19 protein-coding genes are annotated in these 19942 nt (G+C 72.9%); 7 read left to right on the top strand and 12 right to left on the bottom strand.

The annotated features are described in order from the left end of the window. Positions 1-11: 11 nt before the first annotated feature. On the bottom strand, positions 12-371 hold the full coding sequence (locus AC068A_RS14455) for an NADH-quinone oxidoreductase subunit A (RefSeq protein ID WP_114053663.1): 360 nt from the start codon (positions 369-371) through the stop codon (positions 12-14). 931 nt (positions 372-1302) lie between these two features. Here AC068A_RS14455 and AC068A_RS14450 point away from each other — a divergent pair. Together AC068A_RS14450 and AC068A_RS14445 are read left to right on the top strand one after the other, a co-directional pair. Further along, positions 1303-2121 carry a C40 family peptidase gene (locus AC068A_RS14450; RefSeq protein ID WP_478584768.1) on the top strand — a complete coding sequence of 273 codons (819 nt, stop codon included), beginning with the start codon at positions 1303-1305 and terminating at the stop codon, positions 2119-2121. Between the two features lie 74 nt (positions 2122-2195). Beyond that, complete coding sequence (locus AC068A_RS14445) at positions 2196-2531, top strand: hypothetical protein (RefSeq protein WP_478584767.1); 336 nt, start codon at positions 2196-2198, stop codon at positions 2529-2531. 92 nt (positions 2532-2623) lie between these two features. Here the strand turns inward: AC068A_RS14445 and AC068A_RS14440 are convergent, their stop codons facing one another. Further along, the gene (locus AC068A_RS14440) at positions 2624-3907 is read right to left on the bottom strand and encodes a geranylgeranyl reductase family protein (RefSeq protein ID WP_478584766.1); all 1284 of its coding nucleotides are present in this window, start codon (positions 3905-3907) and stop codon (positions 2624-2626) included. 97 nt (positions 3908-4004) lie between these two features. On the opposite strand from AC068A_RS14440, the gene AC068A_RS14435 reads away from it, so the two are divergent. Further along, a complete protein-coding gene (locus AC068A_RS14435; RefSeq protein WP_478584764.1) occupies positions 4005-4553 on the top strand; it encodes a GNAT family N-acetyltransferase in 549 nt (182 codons plus the stop codon). A gap of 6 nt (positions 4554-4559) precedes the next feature. Here the strand turns inward: AC068A_RS14435 and AC068A_RS14430 are convergent, their stop codons facing one another. Both AC068A_RS14430 and AC068A_RS14425 read right to left on the bottom strand, forming a co-directional pair. After that, on the bottom strand, positions 4560-5471 hold the full coding sequence (locus AC068A_RS14430) for a glutaminase (RefSeq protein ID WP_478584977.1): 912 nt from the start codon (positions 5469-5471) through the stop codon (positions 4560-4562). Positions 5472-5507: 36 nt separating this feature from the next. Continuing rightward, the gene (locus AC068A_RS14425; RefSeq protein ID WP_478584762.1) at positions 5508-6200 is read right to left on the bottom strand and encodes a demethylmenaquinone methyltransferase; all 693 of its coding nucleotides are present in this window, start codon (positions 6198-6200) and stop codon (positions 5508-5510) included. Between the two features lie 307 nt (positions 6201-6507). Here AC068A_RS14425 and AC068A_RS14420 point away from each other — a divergent pair, with 307 nt between their 5' ends. Together AC068A_RS14420 and AC068A_RS14415 are read left to right on the top strand one after the other, a co-directional pair. Beyond that, positions 6508-7443 (top strand): DUF3152 domain-containing protein, encoded by a 936-nt coding sequence (locus AC068A_RS14420; RefSeq protein ID WP_478584760.1) that lies wholly within the window; start codon positions 6508-6510, stop codon positions 7441-7443. A gap of 62 nt (positions 7444-7505) precedes the next feature. Next, positions 7506-7862, top strand: coding sequence for a response regulator transcription factor (locus AC068A_RS14415; protein ID WP_478584758.1), 357 nt, complete (start codon positions 7506-7508; stop codon positions 7860-7862). Here AC068A_RS14415 and AC068A_RS14410 read toward each other — a convergent pair. From AC068A_RS14410 to AC068A_RS14395, 4 genes are all read right to left on the bottom strand, one after another. Then, on the bottom strand, positions 7828-8493 hold the full coding sequence (locus tag AC068A_RS14410) for an imidazolonepropionase-like domain-containing protein (RefSeq protein ID WP_478584756.1): 666 nt from the start codon (positions 8491-8493) through the stop codon (positions 7828-7830). The genes AC068A_RS14415 and AC068A_RS14410 overlap by 35 nt on opposite strands. Positions 8494-8500: 7 nt before the next feature. Further along, the gene (gene mqnC, locus AC068A_RS14405; RefSeq protein ID WP_478584754.1) at positions 8501-9700 is read right to left on the bottom strand and encodes a cyclic dehypoxanthinyl futalosine synthase; all 1200 of its coding nucleotides are present in this window, start codon (positions 9698-9700) and stop codon (positions 8501-8503) included. Positions 9701-9774: 74 nt separating this feature from the next. Next, a complete protein-coding gene (locus tag AC068A_RS14400; protein WP_478584752.1) occupies positions 9775-11532 on the bottom strand; it encodes a serine/threonine-protein kinase in 1758 nt (585 codons plus the stop codon). 354 nt (positions 11533-11886) lie between these two features. Next, positions 11887-12738: a menaquinone biosynthetic enzyme MqnA/MqnD family protein gene (locus tag AC068A_RS14395; protein ID WP_478584750.1), complete on the bottom strand. Its 852-nt coding sequence runs from the start codon at positions 12736-12738 to the stop codon at positions 11887-11889. A gap of 237 nt (positions 12739-12975) precedes the next feature. On the opposite strand from AC068A_RS14395, the gene AC068A_RS14390 reads away from it, so the two are divergent. After that, on the top strand, positions 12976-13179 hold the full coding sequence (locus AC068A_RS14390) for a cold-shock protein (protein WP_030012116.1): 204 nt from the start codon (positions 12976-12978) through the stop codon (positions 13177-13179). A gap of 256 nt (positions 13180-13435) precedes the next feature. On the opposite strand, the gene AC068A_RS14385 is transcribed toward AC068A_RS14390, so the two are convergent. After that, the gene (locus tag AC068A_RS14385; protein ID WP_478584748.1) at positions 13436-15181 is read right to left on the bottom strand and encodes a lytic transglycosylase domain-containing protein; all 1746 of its coding nucleotides are present in this window, start codon (positions 15179-15181) and stop codon (positions 13436-13438) included. A 301-nt stretch (positions 15182-15482) separates the two neighbouring features. On the opposite strand from AC068A_RS14385, the gene AC068A_RS14380 reads away from it, so the two are divergent. After that, entirely contained in the window at positions 15483-15878 is a 396-nt protein-coding gene (locus AC068A_RS14380) for a hypothetical protein (protein ID WP_478584746.1), read from the top strand. A gap of 84 nt (positions 15879-15962) precedes the next feature. Here the strand turns inward: AC068A_RS14380 and AC068A_RS14375 are convergent, their stop codons facing one another. The 3 genes from AC068A_RS14375 to AC068A_RS14365 all read right to left on the bottom strand — a co-directional run bounded on the left by AC068A_RS14375 (position 15963) and on the right by AC068A_RS14365 (position 19686). Further along, complete coding sequence (locus AC068A_RS14375) at positions 15963-16682, bottom strand: alpha/beta fold hydrolase (RefSeq protein WP_478584744.1); 720 nt, start codon at positions 16680-16682, stop codon at positions 15963-15965. Positions 16683-16744: 62 nt separating this feature from the next. Beyond that, positions 16745-18379 (bottom strand): alpha/beta hydrolase, encoded by a 1635-nt coding sequence (locus AC068A_RS14370; RefSeq protein WP_478584742.1) that lies wholly within the window; start codon positions 18377-18379, stop codon positions 16745-16747. A 296-nt stretch (positions 18380-18675) separates the two neighbouring features. Next, positions 18676-19686: a helix-turn-helix domain-containing protein gene (locus tag AC068A_RS14365; protein ID WP_478584741.1), complete on the bottom strand. Its 1011-nt coding sequence runs from the start codon at positions 19684-19686 to the stop codon at positions 18676-18678. Positions 19687-19942 lie beyond the last annotated feature (256 nt).

The raw sequence follows: 19942 nt of genomic DNA, 5'->3' as shown, positions 1-19942 counted from the left end.
AATTCAGTCCCTCAGTCCCATTCCAGGCCGCCGCGGCGCCAGACGTAGGCGTAGGCGACGAAGACGGTGAGCACGAAGAGCAGCATCTCGACGAGCCCGAAGATCCCCAGGGCGTCGAAGGTGACGGCCCAGGGGTAGAGGAAGACAACCTCGATGTCGAAGACGATGAAGAGCATCGCCGTCAGGTAGTACTTGATGGGGAAGCGGCCGCCGCCGGCCGGCGTGGGGGTCGGCTCGATGCCGCACTCGTACGCTTCGAGCTTCGCCCGGTTGTACCGCTTCGGGCCGATCAGCGTGGCCATGACCACGGAGAAGATCGCAAACCCTGCGCCTAGGGCGCCGAGCACGAGGATGGGCGCGTAGGCATTCACGCTCCTCGCTCCTTCCAGTCGTCCTTGACCGTTGGACCGCTGCGCCGGCGCCACTGCCCTGCCCCGCGAAGATCGCGCTTTTGATCGAGCACTTGCATGTGAGGCAGTTCACAAGCCGGGCTGCTGCGCATCCTATGCCCGCCGATCTGTGATCTGCGACACGGGTGACAACACCGAGTTTGTGATCTCCACCACCCGGCGAACGATCATGAAGTCCGATGAGTGGTGATCTTCATACACAAGGCATCCACTTGATCACCAAACGTGACATCCACGCCTGTTACCCCAGGTAGAAGGGGTCTCGCCCTATCAAACGATGAGGAGGGCAGGCAAATTTGGCCGAATTCAGATGTCCATGGTAATGGGATCGGCGTCGCCCGGTCGGGGGAGCCCGCGGGGACGGAAGTGGACACGTGCGTCCGTTCACGATCTCGACCCGGCCCCGGAAGGAGTTCCCGGGGATTCCCGGCGGGCCGCCGGCGATCTTCCGACCGTCCCTCCGACGGCCTTCCGGCCGCCCGCCGGCGATCTTCCGGCCACCCCTCCGACGGCGTTCCGGCCACCTCCCCGCCCGCCCCTCCGCCCACCCCTCCGCCCACCCCGCGGGCCGCTTCGGACGCGACTCGCTCACGGCGCGATCACAGACCGGCAACGAGGGCCCCGCGGCGAGACGATCCTGTGACCTGCGCCACTCCGAACCGGGCCCTCCGAAGCGGGGCTTGGCCAACTGTCCGCGGGGATGGTAGGCGCGGGACCAAATAGGACTTATTGCGGAAACCCCATGATCACAGCCTTGCGAGGGGGTGTCCGATTCGTCCGTTACGGCGTCAATAAGGGGCGCGCCACGCCCGGTTGCCGCACTTCCCGCGCAACTGTGGCGCAGACCACGTTTCTTGAAGCGAGCCGCACCCCCCTGATAGCGGTTGTACTCATGTCCCACACCGCTCACATACCCAGCCACCGGAAGCCCCGCCGCAGCGCCTCGAAGCTCGCGGTACGCGCCGGAGTCGCCGGTGGCGTCCTCGGCACCCTGGCGATGGCCGGCACGGCGAGCGCGTCCCCCGCCGCCGAGCCTGTGACCGAGACCCTCGAAATGCCGGTCCTCAACATGGACTTGGCCGCCGATGTGTCCACTGCCGTCACCACCGCCGCGGAGAACACCCGCGCGGCTGCCGTCGAGGGCGAGCTGCAGGCCGAGGAGGAGAGCGCCCGCAGCGGCGCCGCCTCCGAGGCGAAGCAGGCCAAGGAAGCCGCCGAGAAGAAGGCGAAGCAGGAGGCGGACCGCAAGGCCGAAGCCGAGCGCGCCACCCGCAACGCCGAGCGCACCGCGCTGAAGACGGCCTCCGCCGCCGCCTCTTCCGAGGAGCAGGGTGTCGGGACGGTCACTCCGGCGAAGGGCTCCGCCGCCGCCATCGTGAACTTCGCCCGCGCGCAGGTCGGCAAGGCCTACATTCTGGGCTCGACCGGCCCCTCCGCGTACGACTGCTCCGGCCTGGTCCAGGCCGCCTACCGGCAGGCCGGTATCACGCTGCCGCGCACCTCGCAGCCGCAGTCCTCGTACGGCACCTCCGTCTCGCTCAACGCCCTGCAGCCGGGCGACATCCTGTACTGGGGCGCCAAGGGCAGCGCCTACCACGTCGCCATCTACGTCGGCGGCGGCAAGTTCGTCGGCGCGCAGAACCCCAGCACCGGCATCGTCGAGCGCAACCTGAGCTACGACCGGCCGACGGGCGCCGTCCGCGTCCTCTGAGCCCCTCAGGGCACCTCGTACACGGCCGGAGGGCCGGTACTCCCCCGCTCGGGGCGGAGTACCGGCCCTCCGCCGTGCCCGCACACAGCCGCCCCGGCGGCGACGGCGGAGCGGACGCCACCGCCCTCCCGGCCGCCGCCGGGCTCTTCCTCCTCGCCGTCGGCGGCTGGCTGCTGAACACCGCCCGCCCCTGGGACAAACCCGGGCACCCGGCGCAACTCACCCTCGTGTGGGCCGCCGCCCTGGCGATGCTCGCGTGGGGAGCCGTGCTGACGGCCCGCTGCGTGCGCGCCGTCCACGGAGCCGGTGCACCGCACCCTGAGCCCCCGAACCCCGCTCAGACGCCCTCCGGCGCCCCGTACGACGACGCAGCGGGCCGCGCCGGGCAAAACCCGGCACGGCCCGCCTGACCCGCCTCACACGCCCCGCACGCCCTGCCCGGCCCGCCCGGCACAGCCGGGCGTCCGCCCGGCCTGCCCGACCGCCGACGCGGTCCGCTCGTTCAGGCCCGGGGGGCCACCTTCGAGAGGCCGTTGATGATGCGGTCCATCGCGTCGCCGCCCGCCGGGTCGGTGAGATTGGCCAGCATCTTCAGCGTGAACCGCATGAGCACCGGGTGGGTCAGACCGCGCTGCGTGGCGATCTTCATGACCGTCGGGTTGCCGATCAGCTTCACGAAGGCGCGGCCGAGCGAGTAGTAGCCGCCGTAGGTCTCCTTGAGCACCTTCGGGTAGTTGTGCAGGGCCAGCTCGCGCTGCGCCGTCGTGGCCCGGGCGTTCGCCTGCACGATGACGTCGGCCGCGATCCGGCCCGACTCCATGGCGTACGCGATGCCCTCGCCGTTGAACGGGTTGACCAGCCCGCCCGCGTCGCCGACCAGCAGCAGGCCCTTGGTGTAGTGCGGCTGCCGGTTGAACGCCATCGGCAGGGCCGCGCCGCGGATCGGCTGCGTCATGTTTTCGGGGGTGTAGCCCCAGTCCTCCGGCATGGACGCGCACCACGCCTTGAGGATCTCGCGCCAGTCCAGCTCCCGGAAGGCGGAGGAGGAGTTGAGGATGCCGAGGCCGACGTTGGACGTGCCGTCGCCCATGCCGAAGATCCAGCCGTAGCCGGGCAGCAGCCGGTCCTGCGGGCCGCGCCGGTCCCACAGCTCCAGCCAGGACTCCAGGTAGTCGTCGTCGTGCCGGGGCGAGGTGAAGTACGTCCGGACGGCCACGCCCATCGGGCGGTCCTCGCGCCGGTGCAGGCCCATCGCCAGGGACAGCCGGGAGGAGTTGCCGTCGGCGGCGACGACGAGCGGCGCGTGGAAGGTGACCGGGGTCTTCTCCTCGCCCAGCTTGGCGTGCACGCCGGTGATGTGCCCGGTGCGCGGGTCGCGGATCGGCTCGCCCACGTTGCAGCGCTCGTGCAGGCGGGCGCCGGCCTTCTGGGCCTGCCGGGCCAGGATCTCGTCGAAGTCGTCGCGCTTGCGGACGAGTCCGTAGTCCGGGTAGGAGGCGAGTTCCGGCCAGTCCAGCTGGAGCCGCTGGCCGCCGCCGATGATCCGCAGGCCCTTGTTGCGCAGCCAGCCGGCCTCTTCGGAGATGTCGATGCCCATCGCGACCAGCTGCTTCGTGGCGCGCGGGGTCAGGCCGTCGCCGCAGACCTTCTCGCGCGGGAACGCCGTCTTCTCCAGCAGCAGGACGTCCAGTCCGGCCTTGGCGAGGTAGTAGGCGGTGGTCGAGCCGGCGGGCCCGGCCCCGACGACGATCACATCCGCGGAGTGTTCGGAGAGGGGCTCGGTCACTGCGGGGTCTCCCGAAGGCTCGATAAGGGGTGCCCATGGGCACGGGACGTGTGCAGTCTATGCAGCGAGAGAGATCGCGAATCCGAAGGGTTACCTGATGACAAGCTCGCCGACCTCGCCGACCTCGCCGGCCTCGCCTTCCCGGCCGCTCCCCGCCGTCCGGCTGCGCGTGCCCACCGACGAGGACGCGCACGCCTGGCACGGCGTCTTCGCCGACCCGGACGTGATGGAGTTCCTCGGCGGCCCGGCCGAGCTGTCCGCGTACGAGGAGTTCACCGCCCGGCAGCGGATGCACGACGCACGGCTCGGCTACTGCCTGTGGACGCTCCTGGACGAGGACGGCCGGGTCCTGGGGTTCACCGGCGCCCAGCCCTGGCCCGCGGAGAAGGCCTGGGGGCCGGTCGGCGAGATCGAGATCGGCTGGCGCCTGGCCCGCTCGGCCTGGGGCAAGGGGTACGCGTACGCCGCCGCGCTGACCGCCCTGGAGCGGGTCCGCGCCGCCGGGGTGCCCCGCGTCGTGGCGATGATCGACGACGCGAACGCGCGCTCGGTGGCGGTCGCCGAGCGCCTCGGCATGACCCTGGAGGAGGTCTTCCCCCTGCCCGGCGGCACCCGTACCGGCCGCCGCTACGCCCTCGCCCTGTGACCGGGGTCAGAAGACGGACAGTCCGGTCAGGGTCGTGAACCGGTCGAGGGCGGCCACACCCGCCACCGAGTTGCCCCGGCTGTCCAGGCCGGGGCTCCACACCGCGAGCGTGCAGCGGCCGGGGACGACGGCGACGATGCCGCCGCCCACCCCGCTCTTGCCGGGCAGCCCGACGCGGTAGGCGAAGTCGCCCGCCGCGTCGTACGTCCCGCAGGTCATCATCACCGCGTTGATCTGCTTGGCCTCGCTGCGGGTCAGCAGCCGGGTGCCGTCCGCCCGCAGCCCGTGCCGCGCCAGGAACCGCGCGGCGCGGGCCAGGTCGGCGCAGCTCATCTCGATGGAGCACTGCCAGAAGTAGTGGTCGAGCAGGGCGGGCACGGGGTTGGCGATGTTCCCGTACGAGGCCATGAAGTGGGCGAGGGCGGCGTTGCGGTCGCCGTGCTCGTGCTCGGAGGCGGCGACCTCGGCGTCGAAGCCGAGGTCCGGGTTGCCGCTCTCCCGGCGCAGGAACTCCAGCAGCTCGCTGCTCGCGTCGCCGGTCAGGGTCTGCAGCCGGTCGGTGACGACGAGGGCGCCCGCGTTGATGAACGGGTTGCGCGGGATGCCGTTCTCGTACTCCAGCTGCACCAGGGAGTTGAACGGGTTGCCGGAGGGCTCCCGGCCCACCCGCTCCCACAGGCTGTCGCCGCCCTCGGCCAGCGCCAGGGCGAGCGCGAACACCTTGGTGATGGACTGGGCGGAGAAGGGGGTCTGCCAGTCCCCCACCCCGACGACGTTCCCGTCGAGGTCCGCCACGGCCATGCCGAACCGCTCCGGGTCCACCTCCGCCAGCGCTGGGATGTACTCGGCGGGTGTGCCGCTGCCGATCAGGTGTCTCACGTCGGCCGCGATCCGCTCCAGCAGTTCCGCGTAGTCCAGCGCTCCGGTGTCCACCACCGCCGCCGCCACCGCCGGCTAGGCCTTGAAGCCGCGGTGCAGTGCGACGATGCCGCCGCTGAGGTTGCGCCAGGCGACCTCGGACCAGCCGGCCTTCTGCAGCAGCGCCGCCAGCTCCGACTGATCCGGCCACTCCCGGATCGACTCGGCGAGGTACACGTAGGCGTCGGGGTTGGAGGACACGGCGCGGGCCACCGGGGGCAGGGCGCGCATCAGGTACTCCAGGTAGACCGTGCGGAACGGCCCCCAGACGGGCCGGGAGAACTCGCAGATGACGACCTGCCCGCCGGGCTTGGCCACCCGGTGCAGCTCGCGCAGCGCGGCCTCGGTGTCGTGCACGTTGCGCAGCCCGAAGGAGATCGTCACGGTGTCGAAGACGTCGTCCTTGAACGGCAGCTTCGTCGCGTCGCCGGCGGTCAGCGGCAGCCAGGAGTGGCGCTTCTTGCCCTCGCGGAGCATGCCGAGGGAGAAGTCGCAGGGCACCACGTACGCGCCGGTCGCGGCGAACGGCAGCGAGGAGGTCGCGGTCCCGGCGGCCAGGTCGAGCACCTTCTGCCCGGGGCGGGCGGCGACGGCCTTGGCGACCTCCTTGCGCCACAGGCGGGCCTGGCCGAGGGAGATCACGTCGTTGGTGAGGTCGTAGTTCGCCGCCACACCGTCGAACATGGAGGCGACTTCGTGCGGCTGCTTGTCCAGGGAAGCGCGGGTCACTGGGTGGGCCCCTCAGGTGCGTCGTTGGTTCCGGTCCGTGTGCGTACGGGGGCCATCCTCTCAGGCCCGGGGCCGCGGCCGGGCGGCGGCTCCGCCCGTCCGCCACGGGGCCACGACCCGCCGGAATGACCTATTCCGATTCGATGCCGGGGCCGCCCCAACCGAACTGGCCCCGAGGACAGTTATGCCCTGAGCGACGGAAGGGGTTAACTGGGCGGGCGCGGCCCGGTGACGGTCACCACCCGCCGGTTCCGGACCGCCCGGTGGCCGGATCCTGAGGAGGCCGCCCCGAGCAAAGGGCTTCACCATGCCGGCAGGTCGTTCCACCGGTCGCACCACGGGCCAGTCCGCGGGCCGCACCGCCGCAGGCCGTACGGGGGCGCCCCGCGGGCCGCGCGCCCGCCGCCGGGCCGAACGGCGCCGGCGGCTGCGCCGCACCCTCCTCGCCTCGGCCACCGCGGTCGCCGCCGTCGCCGCACTGTGGACGGCCTGGCCCGAACCGGACACGGCCACCGTCGCGGACGGGCGGACCGCCGACCCGCGCCCCGCCGAGGAGCCCGGACGGGCCTCGCGGTCCGCCGGCGGCGCCCACGGCTCCCCCGTCCCCGGCAAGTCCTCGTCCGCGCCAGCCGCACCGGCCTCCCCGAAGCCGTCCGCGAGTTCCAAGGCCCTGGTCCCGGGCGCCGGAACGGGCGCCTTCACGGCCTCCAGCCGCTCCGGGCAGCCGCAGGGCAAGGGGACGGCCCGCCGCTGGCGGGTCGAGGTCGAGGAGGGCAGCGGCGTCGACCCGAACACCGCCGCCCAGGCCGTCGAGGCGATCCTCGGCGACCCGCGCGGCTGGATAGCCGACCCGGCGTACGGCTTCCAGCTCGTCGGCGCCGGCAGCCCCGTGGACTTCACCGTGAAGATCGCCACCCCCACCACCACCGACAAGCTGTGCGAGGTGGTGACCCCCGAGCTCGTCGGCGAGACCAACTGCCGCGCGGGGCACGACGTCGTCGTCAACCTCAAGCGCTGGCAGGAGGGATCGCCCCAGTTCAAAGGCCCCGTGGAGGAGTACCGGGCACTGATCGTCAACCACGAGGTCGGCCACGAGATAGGCCGCGGGCACGAGACCTGCCCCGGCCCCGGCAAACCCGCCCCCGCGATGATGCAGCAGATCAAGGGGCTGCTCGGCTGCGTGGCCAACGCCTGGCCCTACGACGGGAAGGGAACCTATCTGTCCGGTCCGCCCGTCCCTTAGAGCGGGGAGAGTTGGTGAGTCGACCGACCGGGCGGTGACGGCCGGGGGCGAGGAGTGGAAACGTGCGCGTCGTCAGCTTCAGCGTCCCTGCCTGGTTCCCGGCCTACAGGCCGGCGCAGAAGAAGGAGGCGCTGCGGCGCGCGGTGCGGCTCACCGAACAGGAATCCGCCGTGTTCCTGTGCCTGGCCACCGGCGCCTCCAACGCGGAACTCGCCGGTGAACTCCAACTGTCCGTCAGCACGGTCAAGTTCCACGTCCACAACATACGGACCAAACTGGGCGGCATCAGCCGCCTCCAGGCCTGCCTGCTGGCCGCCCTGGCCCGCGAGGACGGCCGCCTCGGCGCCGCCGGCCGCGGCGCGGGCGGACTCGGCGCGGGCGGGCTCAGCGCCGGCGGTGCAGCAGCCGCCCGCCGATGACGGTGGCCACACAGCTCGTCGCGCCCACCGCCGCCAGCTCCCGCAGGTCGCCCGCCGCGAACACCGCGAAGCGGGCCGGAGCACCCGCCCGGAGCACCCCGTGGAAGGCCTCCTCGACGCGCTCCCGCCCCGCGAACGGGTCCAGCGGGGCCGCCCCCCGCTCCTCCGGGCCCGCCGCACCCCCGGCGGCCGGCGGCAGCAGCTCCAGCCCCGACCGGGCCACGGCCGAACGCACCGCCGGGACCGTCAGCCGTCCCGCCACCGCCACCACACCGCGGGCCAGCAGCCGCTGCGTCGCCCGCCGGGCGCTGTTGCCCCGCCGGGCATCGGTCAGCTGCAGCGCGGCCAGCGCCTCCGCCCCGGTCACCGGCCCGGTGCCGAGCTCGGCGGTCTCGTACGGGTCGTCCGGGTAGTACGTACCCTCCAGCAGTTCCTGCGCCCCGTCCACCACCAGCCCCGGGGTCAGCACGCCGGGCCAGCGGCGGGTCCGCGCGTGCGGCCGGGCCGCGGCGAGCTCCTCGTACGGGCCGGTGCCCGCGATCCGGTCGCCCTCGACGAGGACGGCCCCGCCGGGCAGGGGCTCGGCCCCGCGCCCGGCGACGAGGAGCCCTGCGGTGTGCAGCGTCAGCAAGGCCGGATCACTCGGCCGGGATGAGCTTCAGCTCGGGGTGGGCCGTGCCGCCCTCGAGGGCGGTGGAGGAGATGTGCGAGACCACGCGGTCGTCGACCGGGTCGTTCGCCGGGTCGTCGTGCACGACGAGGTGCTCGTACGTCGTCGCACGCTGCGCCGGGGTACGGCCCGCCTTGCGGATGAGGTCGATGATCTCCTGGCGGTTGGAGCGGTGCTTGGCGCCGGCCGAGGAGACGACGTTCTCCTCCAGCATGACCGAGCCGAGGTCGTCCGCGCCGTAGTGCAGGGAGAGCTGGCCCGCCTCCTTGCCGACGGTCAGCCAGGAGCCCTGGATGTGGGCGACGTTGTCGAGGAAGAGGCGCGCGACCGCGATCATGCGCAGGTACTCGAAGACCGTCGCCTGGGTGCGGCCCTTGAGGCGGTTGTTCTCGGGCTGGTACGTGTAGGGGATGAAGGCGCGGAAGCCGCCCGTGCGGTCCTGCGTGTCGCGGATCATCGCGAGGTGCTCGATGCGCTCGGCGTTGGTCTCGCCGGTGCCCATGAGCATGGTGGAGGTGGACTCCACGCCCAGCTCGTGGGCGATCTCCATGATCTCCAGCCAGCGCTCGCCGGACTCCTTCAGCGGGGCGATCGCCTTGCGCGGCCGCTCCGGCAGCAGTTCGGCGCCCGCGCCCGCGAACGAGTCCAGGCCGGCCGCGTGGATCCGCCTGATCGCCTCCTCGGCGGAGACCCCGGAGATCCGGGCCATGTGCTCGACCTCGGACGCGCCGAGGGAGTGGATGACCAGCTGCGGGAACGCCTTCTTGATGGCGGAGAAGTGCTCCTCGTAGTACTCCACGCCGTAGTCCGGGTGGTGGCCGCCCTGGAACATGATCTGCGTGCCGCCCAGCTCGACGGTCTCCGCGCAGCGGCGCAGGATGTCGTCGAGGTCCCGGGACCAGCCCTTCCTCGTGTCCTTGGGGGCCGCGTAGAACGCGCAGAACTTGCACGCCGTGACGCACACGTTGGTGTAGTTGATGTTGCGCTCGATGATGTACGTCGCGATGTGCTCGGTGCCGGCGTAGCGGCGGCGGCGCACCGCGTCGGCGGCCTGGCCGAGGGCGTGGAGCGGGGCGTGCCGGTAGAGGTCGAGCGCCTCCTCCTTGGTGATCCGGCCCCCCGCGGCGGCACGTTCGAGGACAGACTGGAGAGCGGCCTGGTCGGTCACCGGTGCGTCACCCTTCGGCGGTGTGTCAAGAGATCCGGACCGATCCAGCCTACGCCAGGGCCCGCCGCCGGAATTCACCGCCTGCGGGTCAGGTCTCCCTCGGGGTTTCCGGCCGCGGCGTCCCCCGACCGGTAGTGGAGCGTGCCGTTCGCATTGAGGGTGAAGCGCTCGTCGGAGGAGCCGTTGGAGCAGATCCCGGGGGCCGGGTTGGGGCCGCCGGAGGTGTCCAGGACCAGGGACCGGTCGGTGGCCGAGACGAGCTTCCAGTCACCGGAGCAGTCGGTGCCGAAGACCGGCAGGACCGACTTGTCGCGGCCGACGACCTCGCCGACCCTGCCGGCCTTGATCGTGATCTCGAACTCGCTCGGGACCCCCATGCGGGCCGTGGTGACGGTCCCCTTCCAGGTGCCGACCAGCTCCGGGGGGACGTCGGGGCGGCTCTTCGCCGGGCTCGGGGCCGTCGAGGCCGCGGCGGAGGGCGGGGACGCATGGGACGGCGGTTCGGCGTGGTTCTGCCAGCCCCCCGTCCCGGGTACCAGGCCCAGCCCGTACAGCCCGCCGGACAGCGCGGCCGCCACCGCGGCGGCCGCGACCACCACCGTGCAGCTGAACCTGCGCCCGGCCGCGGTGACGGTGACCTTGCGGCCGGGCGTGGTGGCCTCGCCGCCCTCGCCGCCCCCGGCGGTGCGCGGCTGCGGAACGCCGCCGCTGCCGGGGCCGCCGGGGCCGCCGGAGCCGCTGCCGGCGGTCTCCGTCGGGGCGCCGTACGGTCCCGCCGGGGCGGAGGCCCCGGTCCCGGCCGGGCCCCCGTACGAGCCCCCGTAGGAGGGGTCCGGCGCGCCGAAGACGCCGACGCCGACGCCCGCGCCGCCGGCCGTGGCCGGCTCCCCGTACGAGGGCGTGGTGAACGGGACCGGCCCCGAGGCGCTCTCCGGCTCCGCCGCCACGGCCTCCAGGTCGAGCAGCGCCACCGCGGCGCGGCTCGCCGCCTCCATCACGGGCGCGGGAAGCCAGCCGGGGACGCGCAGCGCCCCGTCGAAGGCCTCCGCGACGGCCTGCGGGGCCGGCCGGGCCCCGGGTGCCTTGGCGAGGCAGGCGGCGACCAGGTCGCGCAGCTCGCCGGGCGGGAGGGCGTCCAGCTCCGGCGGCTCGTGGACCACCTTGTAGAGCAGGGTCGCCGAGTTGTCGCCGGTGAACGGGGGCCGCCCGGTCGCGGCGAAGGCCAGTACCGCGCCGAGGGAGAACACGTCGGCGGCGCCGGTGACGCCCTTGCCGAGGATCTGTTCGGGCGACATGTAGCCGGGCGAGCCGACGGAGACCCCGGTGGAGGTGAGGGAGGCGGTGCCGTCCGTGGCGCGGGCGATCCCGAAGTCGATCAGGCGGGGCCCGTCGAGGGTCAGCATCACGTTCGACGGCTTCACGTCGCGGTGGACGAGACCCAGCCCGTGCACCGCCACCAGGGCGCGGGCCAGCCCCTCGCCGACGGCCCGTACGGCGGCCTGCGGCAGCGGCCCGTGCGCGGCCACGGCGCCGCCCAGCGAGGGGCCCGCCACGTACCCGGTGGCCACCCACGGCACCGGCGCCTCGGGGTCGGCGTCCAGGACGGGTGCGGTCCACTCGCCGCCGACCCGCCGGGCGGCCTCCACCTCGCGGCGGAACCGGGCGCGGAACTCGGTGTCGGCGGCGAAGTGCGGGTGCACGATCTTGACGGCGACCGTCCGGCCGCCCGCGCTCCGGCCGAGGTAGACCCGGCCCATGCCACCCGCGCCGAGCCGGCCCAGCAGCCGGTACGCACCGATGGTCCGCGGCTCCCCGGCTTCCAGCGGCTGCATCCCGTCCCCTCCCCCGTGGCCCCGACGGCGTGATCCACCTCGTGATCCACCTTAGGGGTGCCGCGGGGGCGCCGGGGCCGTTCCCGCGCGCTCGAACCCGGCGAGCACCTGTTCCAGGCACGGGCGGGGCGGGCGGGGCGGGTAATTCCCGGCACCGGCCCGGCCGGACCGCCCGGCGGGTGAATTGGCGGCGACGGCGGCACGGCGTCGTGATGACAATCAGAAAAGATCGGGAATTCCCCGGGAAGCGATGACCGGAACCCGGGCCACCGCCCGGTAATCCGATCACGGAACCGCACGAAACCGATCGTGAAACGGAACACGGGCACGGGCCCGAACGCTCCGGGGGAACCTTCAGGACACCTTCAGCAGCTCCACCGCGACATCTGCCGGATAGCCCGTCGAGTGACCCGTGCGACGCGCGAATTCCCTTACCCCGGCGAGCTGTTCCGGCCCGAACCGGAAGTCGAGGGTGGTGAAGTACCGCTGCAGCAGTTCGGCGTCGAAGGCCTCCCAGCGGGCCGCCTGCTCGGCCACCTTGGCGACCTCCTCCAGGGAGATGTCCCGGGACTCGAGGAAGGCCTCGTGCACCTGCCGGACGACGGCCTGCTCGCGGTCGAGGTAGTCCTTGCGGGTGGCCCACACGGCGAACACGAACGGCAGCCCGGTCCATTCCTTCCACATCAGTCCCAGGTCGTGGACGTCGAGGCCGAGCCGGGGCGCGTCGTGCAGCGAGGCGCGCAGCGCGGCGTCGCCGATCAGCACGGCCGCGTCGGCCTCCTGCATCATCAGCCCCAGGTCGGGCGGGCAGGTGAAGTAGTCGGGGCGGACCCCGTACTGCTCGGCGAGGAGCAGCTGGGCCAGCCGTACGGAGGTGCGGGACGTCGAGCCGAGGGCGACGCGGGCGCCGTCCAGCCGGTCCAGCGGCACCTGGGAGACGATCACGCAGGACATCACCGGGCCGTCGCAGCCGACCGCGAGATCGGGGAACGCGACGAGCTGATCGGCATTGCGCAGGAACTCGACAAGGGTGATCGGGGCGATGTCGAGACGGCCCTGGACGAGGTGCTCACTGAGCTTCTCGGGGGTGTCCTTGGTCAGCTCCAGGTCCAGCAGGGTGCCGGTCCTGGCCAGGCCCCAGTAGAGGGGAAGGCAGTTCAGGAACTGAATGTGGCCGACCCGGGGCCGGCTGCGATAGACGTCCACATCGCGAGACTAGCTGGCGGCCCCGCGTCAGCCTTCGCGCGGGTCTCAAACGTCCGGGTGACGTGATCTTTCCCTCTGGTCTCGGCCGCGGGGTGCGTGCTAGGCTCGACGCAAGTTGCAGTTTGGTTTCCCTTGCAGTACGAAGCCTGCGGAGAATGTGACCCGCAGGCTTTAGTAGTTTTCAGACTTCTTAGCAGGTTCTGGAGCAGGGCGACCCTTTGGCCCATAGGAGGGCTCATGGCTACCGGAACCGTCAAGTGGTTCAACGCTGAAAAGGGCTTCGGCTTCATCGCCCAGGACGGCGGCGGCCCGGATGTCTTCGTCCACTACTCCGCGATCAACGCCTCTGGCTTCCGCTCCCTCGAGGAGAACCAGACCGTGAACTTCGACGTCACGCAGGGCCCGAAGGGCCCGCAGGCGGAGAACGTCACCCCGGCCTAATCGCCCGGGCCAACCTCACGCGGTTGGATCGCAGTACCTGAGAGCAGTACCCAAGGAGCCCCGCGGCCCCCGTTCACACGCGAACGGAGGCCGCGGGGCTCCTGCCTTTGTGCCGCGGGCGACGGGCCGTGGCAAGCGGTGTGCGGTCGGGCGGGGCCGGGCGGGCCCTGGCGGGGCCGGATGTGTGAAACGGCCGGCCGCCACCGGGTCGCGGTGGCGGCCGGCCGTCGTCTCGGAGCCGGCGGAGCGAGCCGCGTTACGGCTTGACGGCGGACGGAGTGGGCGAGGGGGACGGCGACGGGGTCTGCGGGGCCGGGATCTCCGCCTTGGCGGTGACCTTCAGCTCCAGGATCAGGACCACCTTCTCCTTGGTGATCAGCCGCAGGTGGTACGTGCCCGGGGCGACGTCCGTGGTCAGCAGCTCCGGCAGGGCGATCAGGCCGTCGGCATCGGCCGCGTCGAGCTCCAGGCTGAACAGCTTCTCGCCGTCCTTGGCCCCCTTGAAGTACGGGCCCTTCGCCGTCGCCGGGTCCACCGGAACCCAGTCGCCGGCCTTGTTCTGCTCCACCAGCCCGGCGGTCACCCGAGTACCGGCCACCGCCTTGCCGTCGGCGGTCGCCTTGACCTGGATGCCCTTGACGGCGGTCCCGGCGACGGCCTCCAGCGGCTTGCCCGCGCCCGCGTCGGTGCGCGTCAGCAGGTCGGCGACGGCCGGGGCGGGCTTCGCCGCGACGACACCGCTGAAGTTCACCGTGAACTGGGTGGCGGTGCCGTAGCTCGAGGCCCTCAGCGTGAAGGTGCCCGGCTTGTCGCCGGCCACGAGGCCCGGCGCGGCGGCGATGCCCTCGGCGTCGGTCTGCACCACCAGGTGGGACCGGCCCTGCGTGCCGAAGTACGTGCCCGTCGTGTCGTCCTCGACCGCGAACAGGACGGCCTGCCCCTTGGCCGGCTTGCCGTCGCTCAGCACCGCCTTGACCCGCGGCACCGCGGCGAACGCTGCCCCGGCCTCCGCCTTGAGCTCGGCGCTGCCGAGCACCTCCACCTTGGCCAGGTGCGGCGCGGGCTTCTCCGGCTCGGCCGGCTTGGACGGGTTGGTGGGGTTCGTCGGGTTGGCGGGGTTGGTGGGGTTCGTCGACGGCTTCGTGGTCGTCCCCGTGCCCGTCGACGGCTTCGTCTGCGTCGTGGGGTGCGGGGTCGGCAGCACCGGGTTGGTGGGCGTCGGGTAGGTCCCGGTCGGCGGGTTGGGCACCTCGCCCGCACCGTTCTGGTACTGCTTCATGTACCCGAGCACGGTGTTCACGTACTCGCGGGAGTTGTTGTAGCTGAGGATCGCCTTGTCGAGCTGCGCCTGGTCCGAGAGGTTGCGGTCGCCCGCGCACAGGTACAGGCCCGCACCGAGGGCCGCGTCGTAGATGTTGTTCGGGTCGCGCTTGGAGTCGCCGTTGCCGTCGGCGCCCCAGGTGGCCCAGGTGGACGGGATGAACTGCATCGGGCCGACGGCCCGGTCGTAGGCGGCGTCCCCGTCGAACTCGCCCTTGTCGGTGTCCTTGATCTCGGCGAAGCCCTGGCCGTTCAGCTGCGGGCCGCGGATCGCCTTCTCGGTGTACCCGTCGGCCTTGAGCCCGTAGCCGGAGGCGTGGACGGACTCGACCCGGCCGATGCCCGCGAGGAGCTGCCAGGGCAGCTTGCACTTCGGGAGCGCGGCGGCCACCGCGGTCTCCGCGCGCTTGTAGGCGTCGAGGGCGGTCGCGGGGATGCCGCTGGCCCCCTCGCCCGTACCGGCGGCCGGCGGCACGGCCGGGTCGGCGAGGTCGTCGGGCAGGTCCAGGCGGGCGTCACCGCGGTCGGTGGCCTGGGGGCTGTCCGGGGTGGGCTCGGACTCGCCCGCGTCGGCGGTGGGCGGGTTGGTCACCACGGCGGCGGTCGTCAGGCTGGCCGCGAGCGCGGCCGTACACAGGACCTTGCGCGAGGTGTTGACAAGGTGGCGGTGAAGCGGCTTCACAGTGCGGCGATCCCCCCAAGGCGGCCGGCGAGTTGTACAGCGGGTCGAGCCGTGAATATTCACTGTCTATCAGGTATTCGGAGGCGACTCACCGGCGCCCCGGGAGATGTGACACACCATTCGTCTCGGCTTCAACCAGCACGGCGGCAGAACGCCCAGGCGGCGCCGATTTGTTGCGCGGTATACACCCATAGGCGCCTGTTTGACCTTCTTGATACTCTCTGACGGATGGAGAGGAAGAGGGGCAGCGAGGAGGAAACGAGCGGCAGCCGCCGCGGCCGTTCGACTAGATTCGGCGCACATGACAGCAGCGGCGCACGAGACGAACTTCCGCGAACGCGCGGACCGCAAGCGCACCCTCGGGGTGTTCCTGCTCATCGCGGCAGGCGCCATCTGGCTCTGGCTCGCCTACCAGCTGCTGGCCCCCTTCACCGTCAACTACGGCTCCAGCCGGAGCATCGACTGTGCCTCCCCCGTCTTCTACGACGAGGGCGACGGCAAGAGGCGCTCGTACGCCGCCACCGAGGGCGAACGCTGCGCCACGGAACGGGACCCGGCCGACCTGCTCGCCCTCCTCACGCTCTCCCTCCCGCTGGCCGCCGCCGGCACCTTCCAGTACGCCAGGGGCACCGTCGCCTTGGACCTGCGCCGGCACGAGGACGAGCTGGAACGCCTCCGGGCGGAGCGGAAGGACTGACGACGGGGAGAGGCGGGACGGGCGGGGGTCCGAGCGGCCGTTCTGCACCGCCTGCGCGCACTCCCGCTCCCCACAGCCCCCGCCCTACCCTTCCCCCACCCCCTGCCCCTCCCCCAACCCCGCCAGCAGCGCCGCCAGTTCCGCGGGCCGGGAGAACATCGGCCAGTGGCCCGTGTCCAGGGTCTGCAGGGTCCAGCTGTCGTTCTTGAGGAGTTCGGCTGCCGCCGGCGGTGGTTCCGGTCCGTCCAGCAGGCATTTCACGTATACCGCCGGGAGCTCGCCCAGCGAGCGGGCGAGCGCTGCCGGTTCCGTCAGGGTGGCGCCCGGGTGGGGGGTGGAGCCGGCCACGATGCGGGCGATCTGCTCCTCGTCCAGGCCCTGGCCCGCAAAGTCGGCCGCTGCCGGCGGCGGCCAGAAGCCGCCGCTCGCCTCGACGGACGCCGTCACCTCGGCCCCGCCCGGCCAGCCGGAGACGAACGACTGCCCGTCCACCGGAACGTCGGCGTCGACAAAGACGACCCGGGCGAGCCGGTCGCCGATCAGCTCGGCCGCCTGGCCCACCGGGATGCCGGCATAGCTGTGGCCGACCAGGACGACGTCGTGCAGGTCCAGGCGCTCGACCGCGTCGACGATGTCGTGCACGTGCGTCTGCTGGCCCGCCCATGAGCCGGCGTGGCGCCGCTCGGCGAGACCGGACAGCGTCAGCGCGTGGGCGTCGTGGCCGACGGCGCGCAGCTCCGCCGCCACCGCGTCCCAGGCCCATGCCCCGAGCCACGCGCCGGGTACGAGTACGAAGTTCCCCATGGACGCCACCGTATACGAATAAATGTTCGATCACGTGATCGGGCAACCGCCCCCACCTGCGGTCACTCGTCCGCCGGACAGGACCGCGTCCCGCCCGGCAGCCGGCCGTCGATGAGGAAGTCGTCGACGTAGCCGCGGACGCAGGTCGAGGTGGTGTAGCCGGTGTGTCCGTCGCCCTTGTGGTCGAGGACGACAGCGGAGCCGAGGCGTGCGGCGGTCTCCTCGGTCCACCGGTACGGGGTCGCCGGGTCGCCGCGGGTGCCGACGAGGAGCATGCGCGGGGCGCCGGGCCGGTCGATCCTGCGGACGAAGTCGGTGCCCGCGGGGCGTCCGTAGCAGGCCAGGACGGTCAGCAGCTGCCGCGGCCCGAAAATCTCCGAGGCCTGCCGGAACTGCTCCCGCAGGCCTTCGATCCGCGCCGCCACGGCAGCCGGGCTCGCCTTGTCGTGGCTGCGGTCGGGGTCGTCGGCGCAGTTCACGGCGGCCATCGCGGCGGCGGCGTTGTCGGCCGGGACGGGGTCGGGATGCTGCGCGGAGCCGGCCGCCGGGTCTGTTTCTGCGGGGGCGCCGAGGCGGAGCAGCCCGCGCGGGTTGCCGTTCCGCTCGGCCATGGTGAGGGCTTCGGCGAGGTCGGGCCACAGCTCCCGGGAGTAGAGGGCGAAGCCGATGGCGGTGGCGGCGTCCTGTCCGGTGAAGAGGGCGCCGTCCTCGTCGACGAGGGGGACGGCGTCGAGCCGGGCGACGAGCGCGGCAGCGTCCTCCTTGGCGGTGCGGGTGTTCGTCCCGTACACGCAGCCGGGCTGGTGGGCGCACCAGGACAGGAAGTTGTCCAGGGCCTGCTGCTGGCCCTGCGCGGAGGCGAGGGCCTGTTCGACAAGGGGTTCGGCGAGGGTGTCGACACCGTCGAGGACCATCCGGCCGACGAGGTGGGGGAATTGGGCGGCGTAGACGGCGCCGAGGCGGGTGCCGTAGGAGAAGCCGAGGTAGTTGAGCCTGTCCTCGCCGAGGGCCTGGCGGATGAGGTCCATGTCGCGGGAGACGTGCACGGTGCCGATGTACGGCAGGACCGGCCCGGAGGCCCGTTCGCAGCGCGCGACGACGGCCCGGAGGGCGGCGAGCGCGTCCGCGGGGTCGCCGGAGTCGACGGGGTCGGGCTCCAGGGAGCCGCCGCAGCTGACGGGCTCGCTGTGGCCGACCCCGCGGGGGTCGAAGGCGACGAGGTCGTAGCGCTCGCCGAGCTCGGCGAAGGCCTTGGCGTGGGCGGCGAGGCTCTCGATGCCGGGGCCGCCGGGCCCGCCGAAGTTCAGCAGCAGCGAGCCGCGGCGCCCGGCACGGGGGCCGTTGGCGGGTATCTCGGCGAGGGCTATGCGGACGGTGCCCTTGGCGGGGGCGGAGTGGTCCAGCGGCACGGTGAGGGTGCCGCACCGCATGCCGGCGGGCACGGGCTGCACGGGGCAGGCACCCCACCGTATGCGGGGCCCGTCGGGGGACGCGGTGGCGGACGTGGGCGCCCGGGCGGACTCGGCGGCGGCAGACGCGGGCGTGGCGGCAGACGCGGAAGCAGAGGCGGAACCGGAACCGGAAGCGGTGGCAGACGCGGACGCCGCCGCGGGGCCGGCGCCCTGGACGGCTGCGGCGGCGGTGGACACGAGCAGGCAGGCTGCGCCGACCGCGGCGCCGGTACGGGAACGGTGCACTGCACCCTCCTCGGGGCGGCCCCCCCCGATCCGTCAGCCACGATAAGCGCCCGGGCCCGCCTCCGCAGCCCGAGGGCCCCGGATCCCGCCCCACTCCCCACCCTGACCTGCACGGACAGTCCAATCGGGCACCTCGGTGTCAGGTGCCGGACAACGTTGGCGGCGGTGGCCGGGAAACGCGCGCAGCGCCGCGCGAGCGGCCCCTCGGGTCCGGGGTCGGCGCCCGCGCAGGGCGGCGAGTGCGGCGGTGAGACCGGCGCCATTCCGGCGGGAGCGCCGCAGCCGCACGGATCGCCTTACCCGGCGGCGCCCGGGGGCGGGCAGTCGCGGCAGCGGCCCGGTGCGGGTGCGCGGAAGGCGCGTTCGCAGCCGTCGCACGTCTGGAACGGGTCCGGTCGCGGGACCGGTCGCGGCTCCGGAGCCGCGGGCAGGTGCGGCGGCACGAGCGCGGCCAGCCGGTAGGCCAGCACGCCCGCGGGATTGCGGAGGCCGTCGGGGAGGTTCCTGGACAGCATCAGTGCGACGGCTTCGGGCGCAGCCCCCCGATCCAGCCAGACCGAGACGCCGTCCGCGAGCCGGTGCACGTCCCGTTCGGACAGCAGCAGCCGGGGATCGCGCCGGCACAGGCCGGCGAGCAGCTCGAACGCGGCGGGATCGACCCGGGCACGAAACGGCGAGGGGCGCCCGCGCTCCCCTCCGGGCCCGGGCCCGGGCTCCGGCTCCGGCTGCCACCCGGGCTCGGGTCCCGGCTCCCACTCGGGCTCGGGCTCGGGTTCGGGTTCGGGTTCCTTCCCGAGCTCCCGCACCGGCTCGGGTTCGGGCATCGGCACCGGCTCCGGTCCCCGTACGGGTTCGCAGTCCGGCGAAGGCAGCGACGGAGGCGTGGTCGCAGACGGGGCCGGATACGGCGGCGGGGACGGCGGCCGCTGCCGCCGGTGCGCGGCCTCCGGCGTGTTGTACGAGTAGGTGCGGGTGACGACTTGCCCGCCCGGCAGCCGCTCGATCCGCCGCTCCAGGTACCCGTACTGCTCCAGCTCCCGCAGGGCCGCGGCGATCCTGGCCTCGCCCTCCTGCGACGGCTTGGCGAGCTCCTTGACGCCGACCGGGGAGCCGGGCGGCAGCGACTGGATGTACACGGCGATACCGCGTGCGGTGTACGAGAGTTCGTGCTGCTGGGCGAGGCGGTTGCCGACCACCGTGAAGTGCTTCGTGTGCCGGACGTTGACGTGGATGACACCGGATCGGGGGGTCCCGGCGTGATTGCGGGACGAGGCGCGCGAGGCAGCGCTAAGCTTCGAAAGAGCCATGGGAAGTGTCGTTGACTTCCTGCTTGGTCAGGCCCTCGACCGGGATTGCCGTCCCGCCGGGGGCCGTCTCATGTCTGCTGTTGTCGGCCCGAGCATATGCCCGGCAACGGGCGGCAAATCCAGCCCAGTTGGCACAGTTCACCCATCCGGGCGAGGGGGGGGGGGGGGGGGGGGGGGGGGGGGGGGGGGGGGGGGGGGGGGGGGGGGGGGGGGGGGGGGGGGGGTTTTTTTTTTTCTTCTTTTTTTTTTTTTCCCC

The organism is Streptomyces sp. NPDC043854 (assembly GCF_056436005.1).
This window is presented reverse-complemented; position numbering and strand designations above follow the sequence as displayed.

What these genes read in the sequence shown, in the direction of transcription:
- AC068A_RS14365 (WP_478584741.1), bottom strand. Translation starts at nt 19,686, where the DNA reads ATGGCTCTTTCGAAGCTTAGCGCTGCCTCGCGCGCCTCGTCCCGCAAT.
- AC068A_RS14380 (WP_478584746.1), top strand. Translation starts at nt 15,483, where the DNA reads ATGACAGCAGCGGCGCACGAGACGAACTTCCGCGAACGCGCGGACCGC.
- AC068A_RS14390 (WP_030012116.1), top strand. Translation starts at nt 12,976, where the DNA reads ATGGCTACCGGAACCGTCAAGTGGTTCAACGCTGAAAAGGGCTTCGGC.
- AC068A_RS14450 (WP_478584768.1), top strand. Translation starts at nt 1,303, where the DNA reads ATGTCCCACACCGCTCACATACCCAGCCACCGGAAGCCCCGCCGCAGC.
- AC068A_RS14400 (WP_478584752.1), bottom strand. Translation starts at nt 11,532, where the DNA reads ATGCAGCCGCTGGAAGCCGGGGAGCCGCGGACCATCGGTGCGTACCGG.
- AC068A_RS14420 (WP_478584760.1), top strand. Translation starts at nt 6,508, where the DNA reads ATGCCGGCAGGTCGTTCCACCGGTCGCACCACGGGCCAGTCCGCGGGC.
- AC068A_RS14435 (WP_478584764.1), top strand. Translation starts at nt 4,005, where the DNA reads ATGACAAGCTCGCCGACCTCGCCGACCTCGCCGGCCTCGCCTTCCCGG.
- AC068A_RS14375 (WP_478584744.1), bottom strand. Translation starts at nt 16,682, where the DNA reads ATGGGGAACTTCGTACTCGTACCCGGCGCGTGGCTCGGGGCATGGGCC.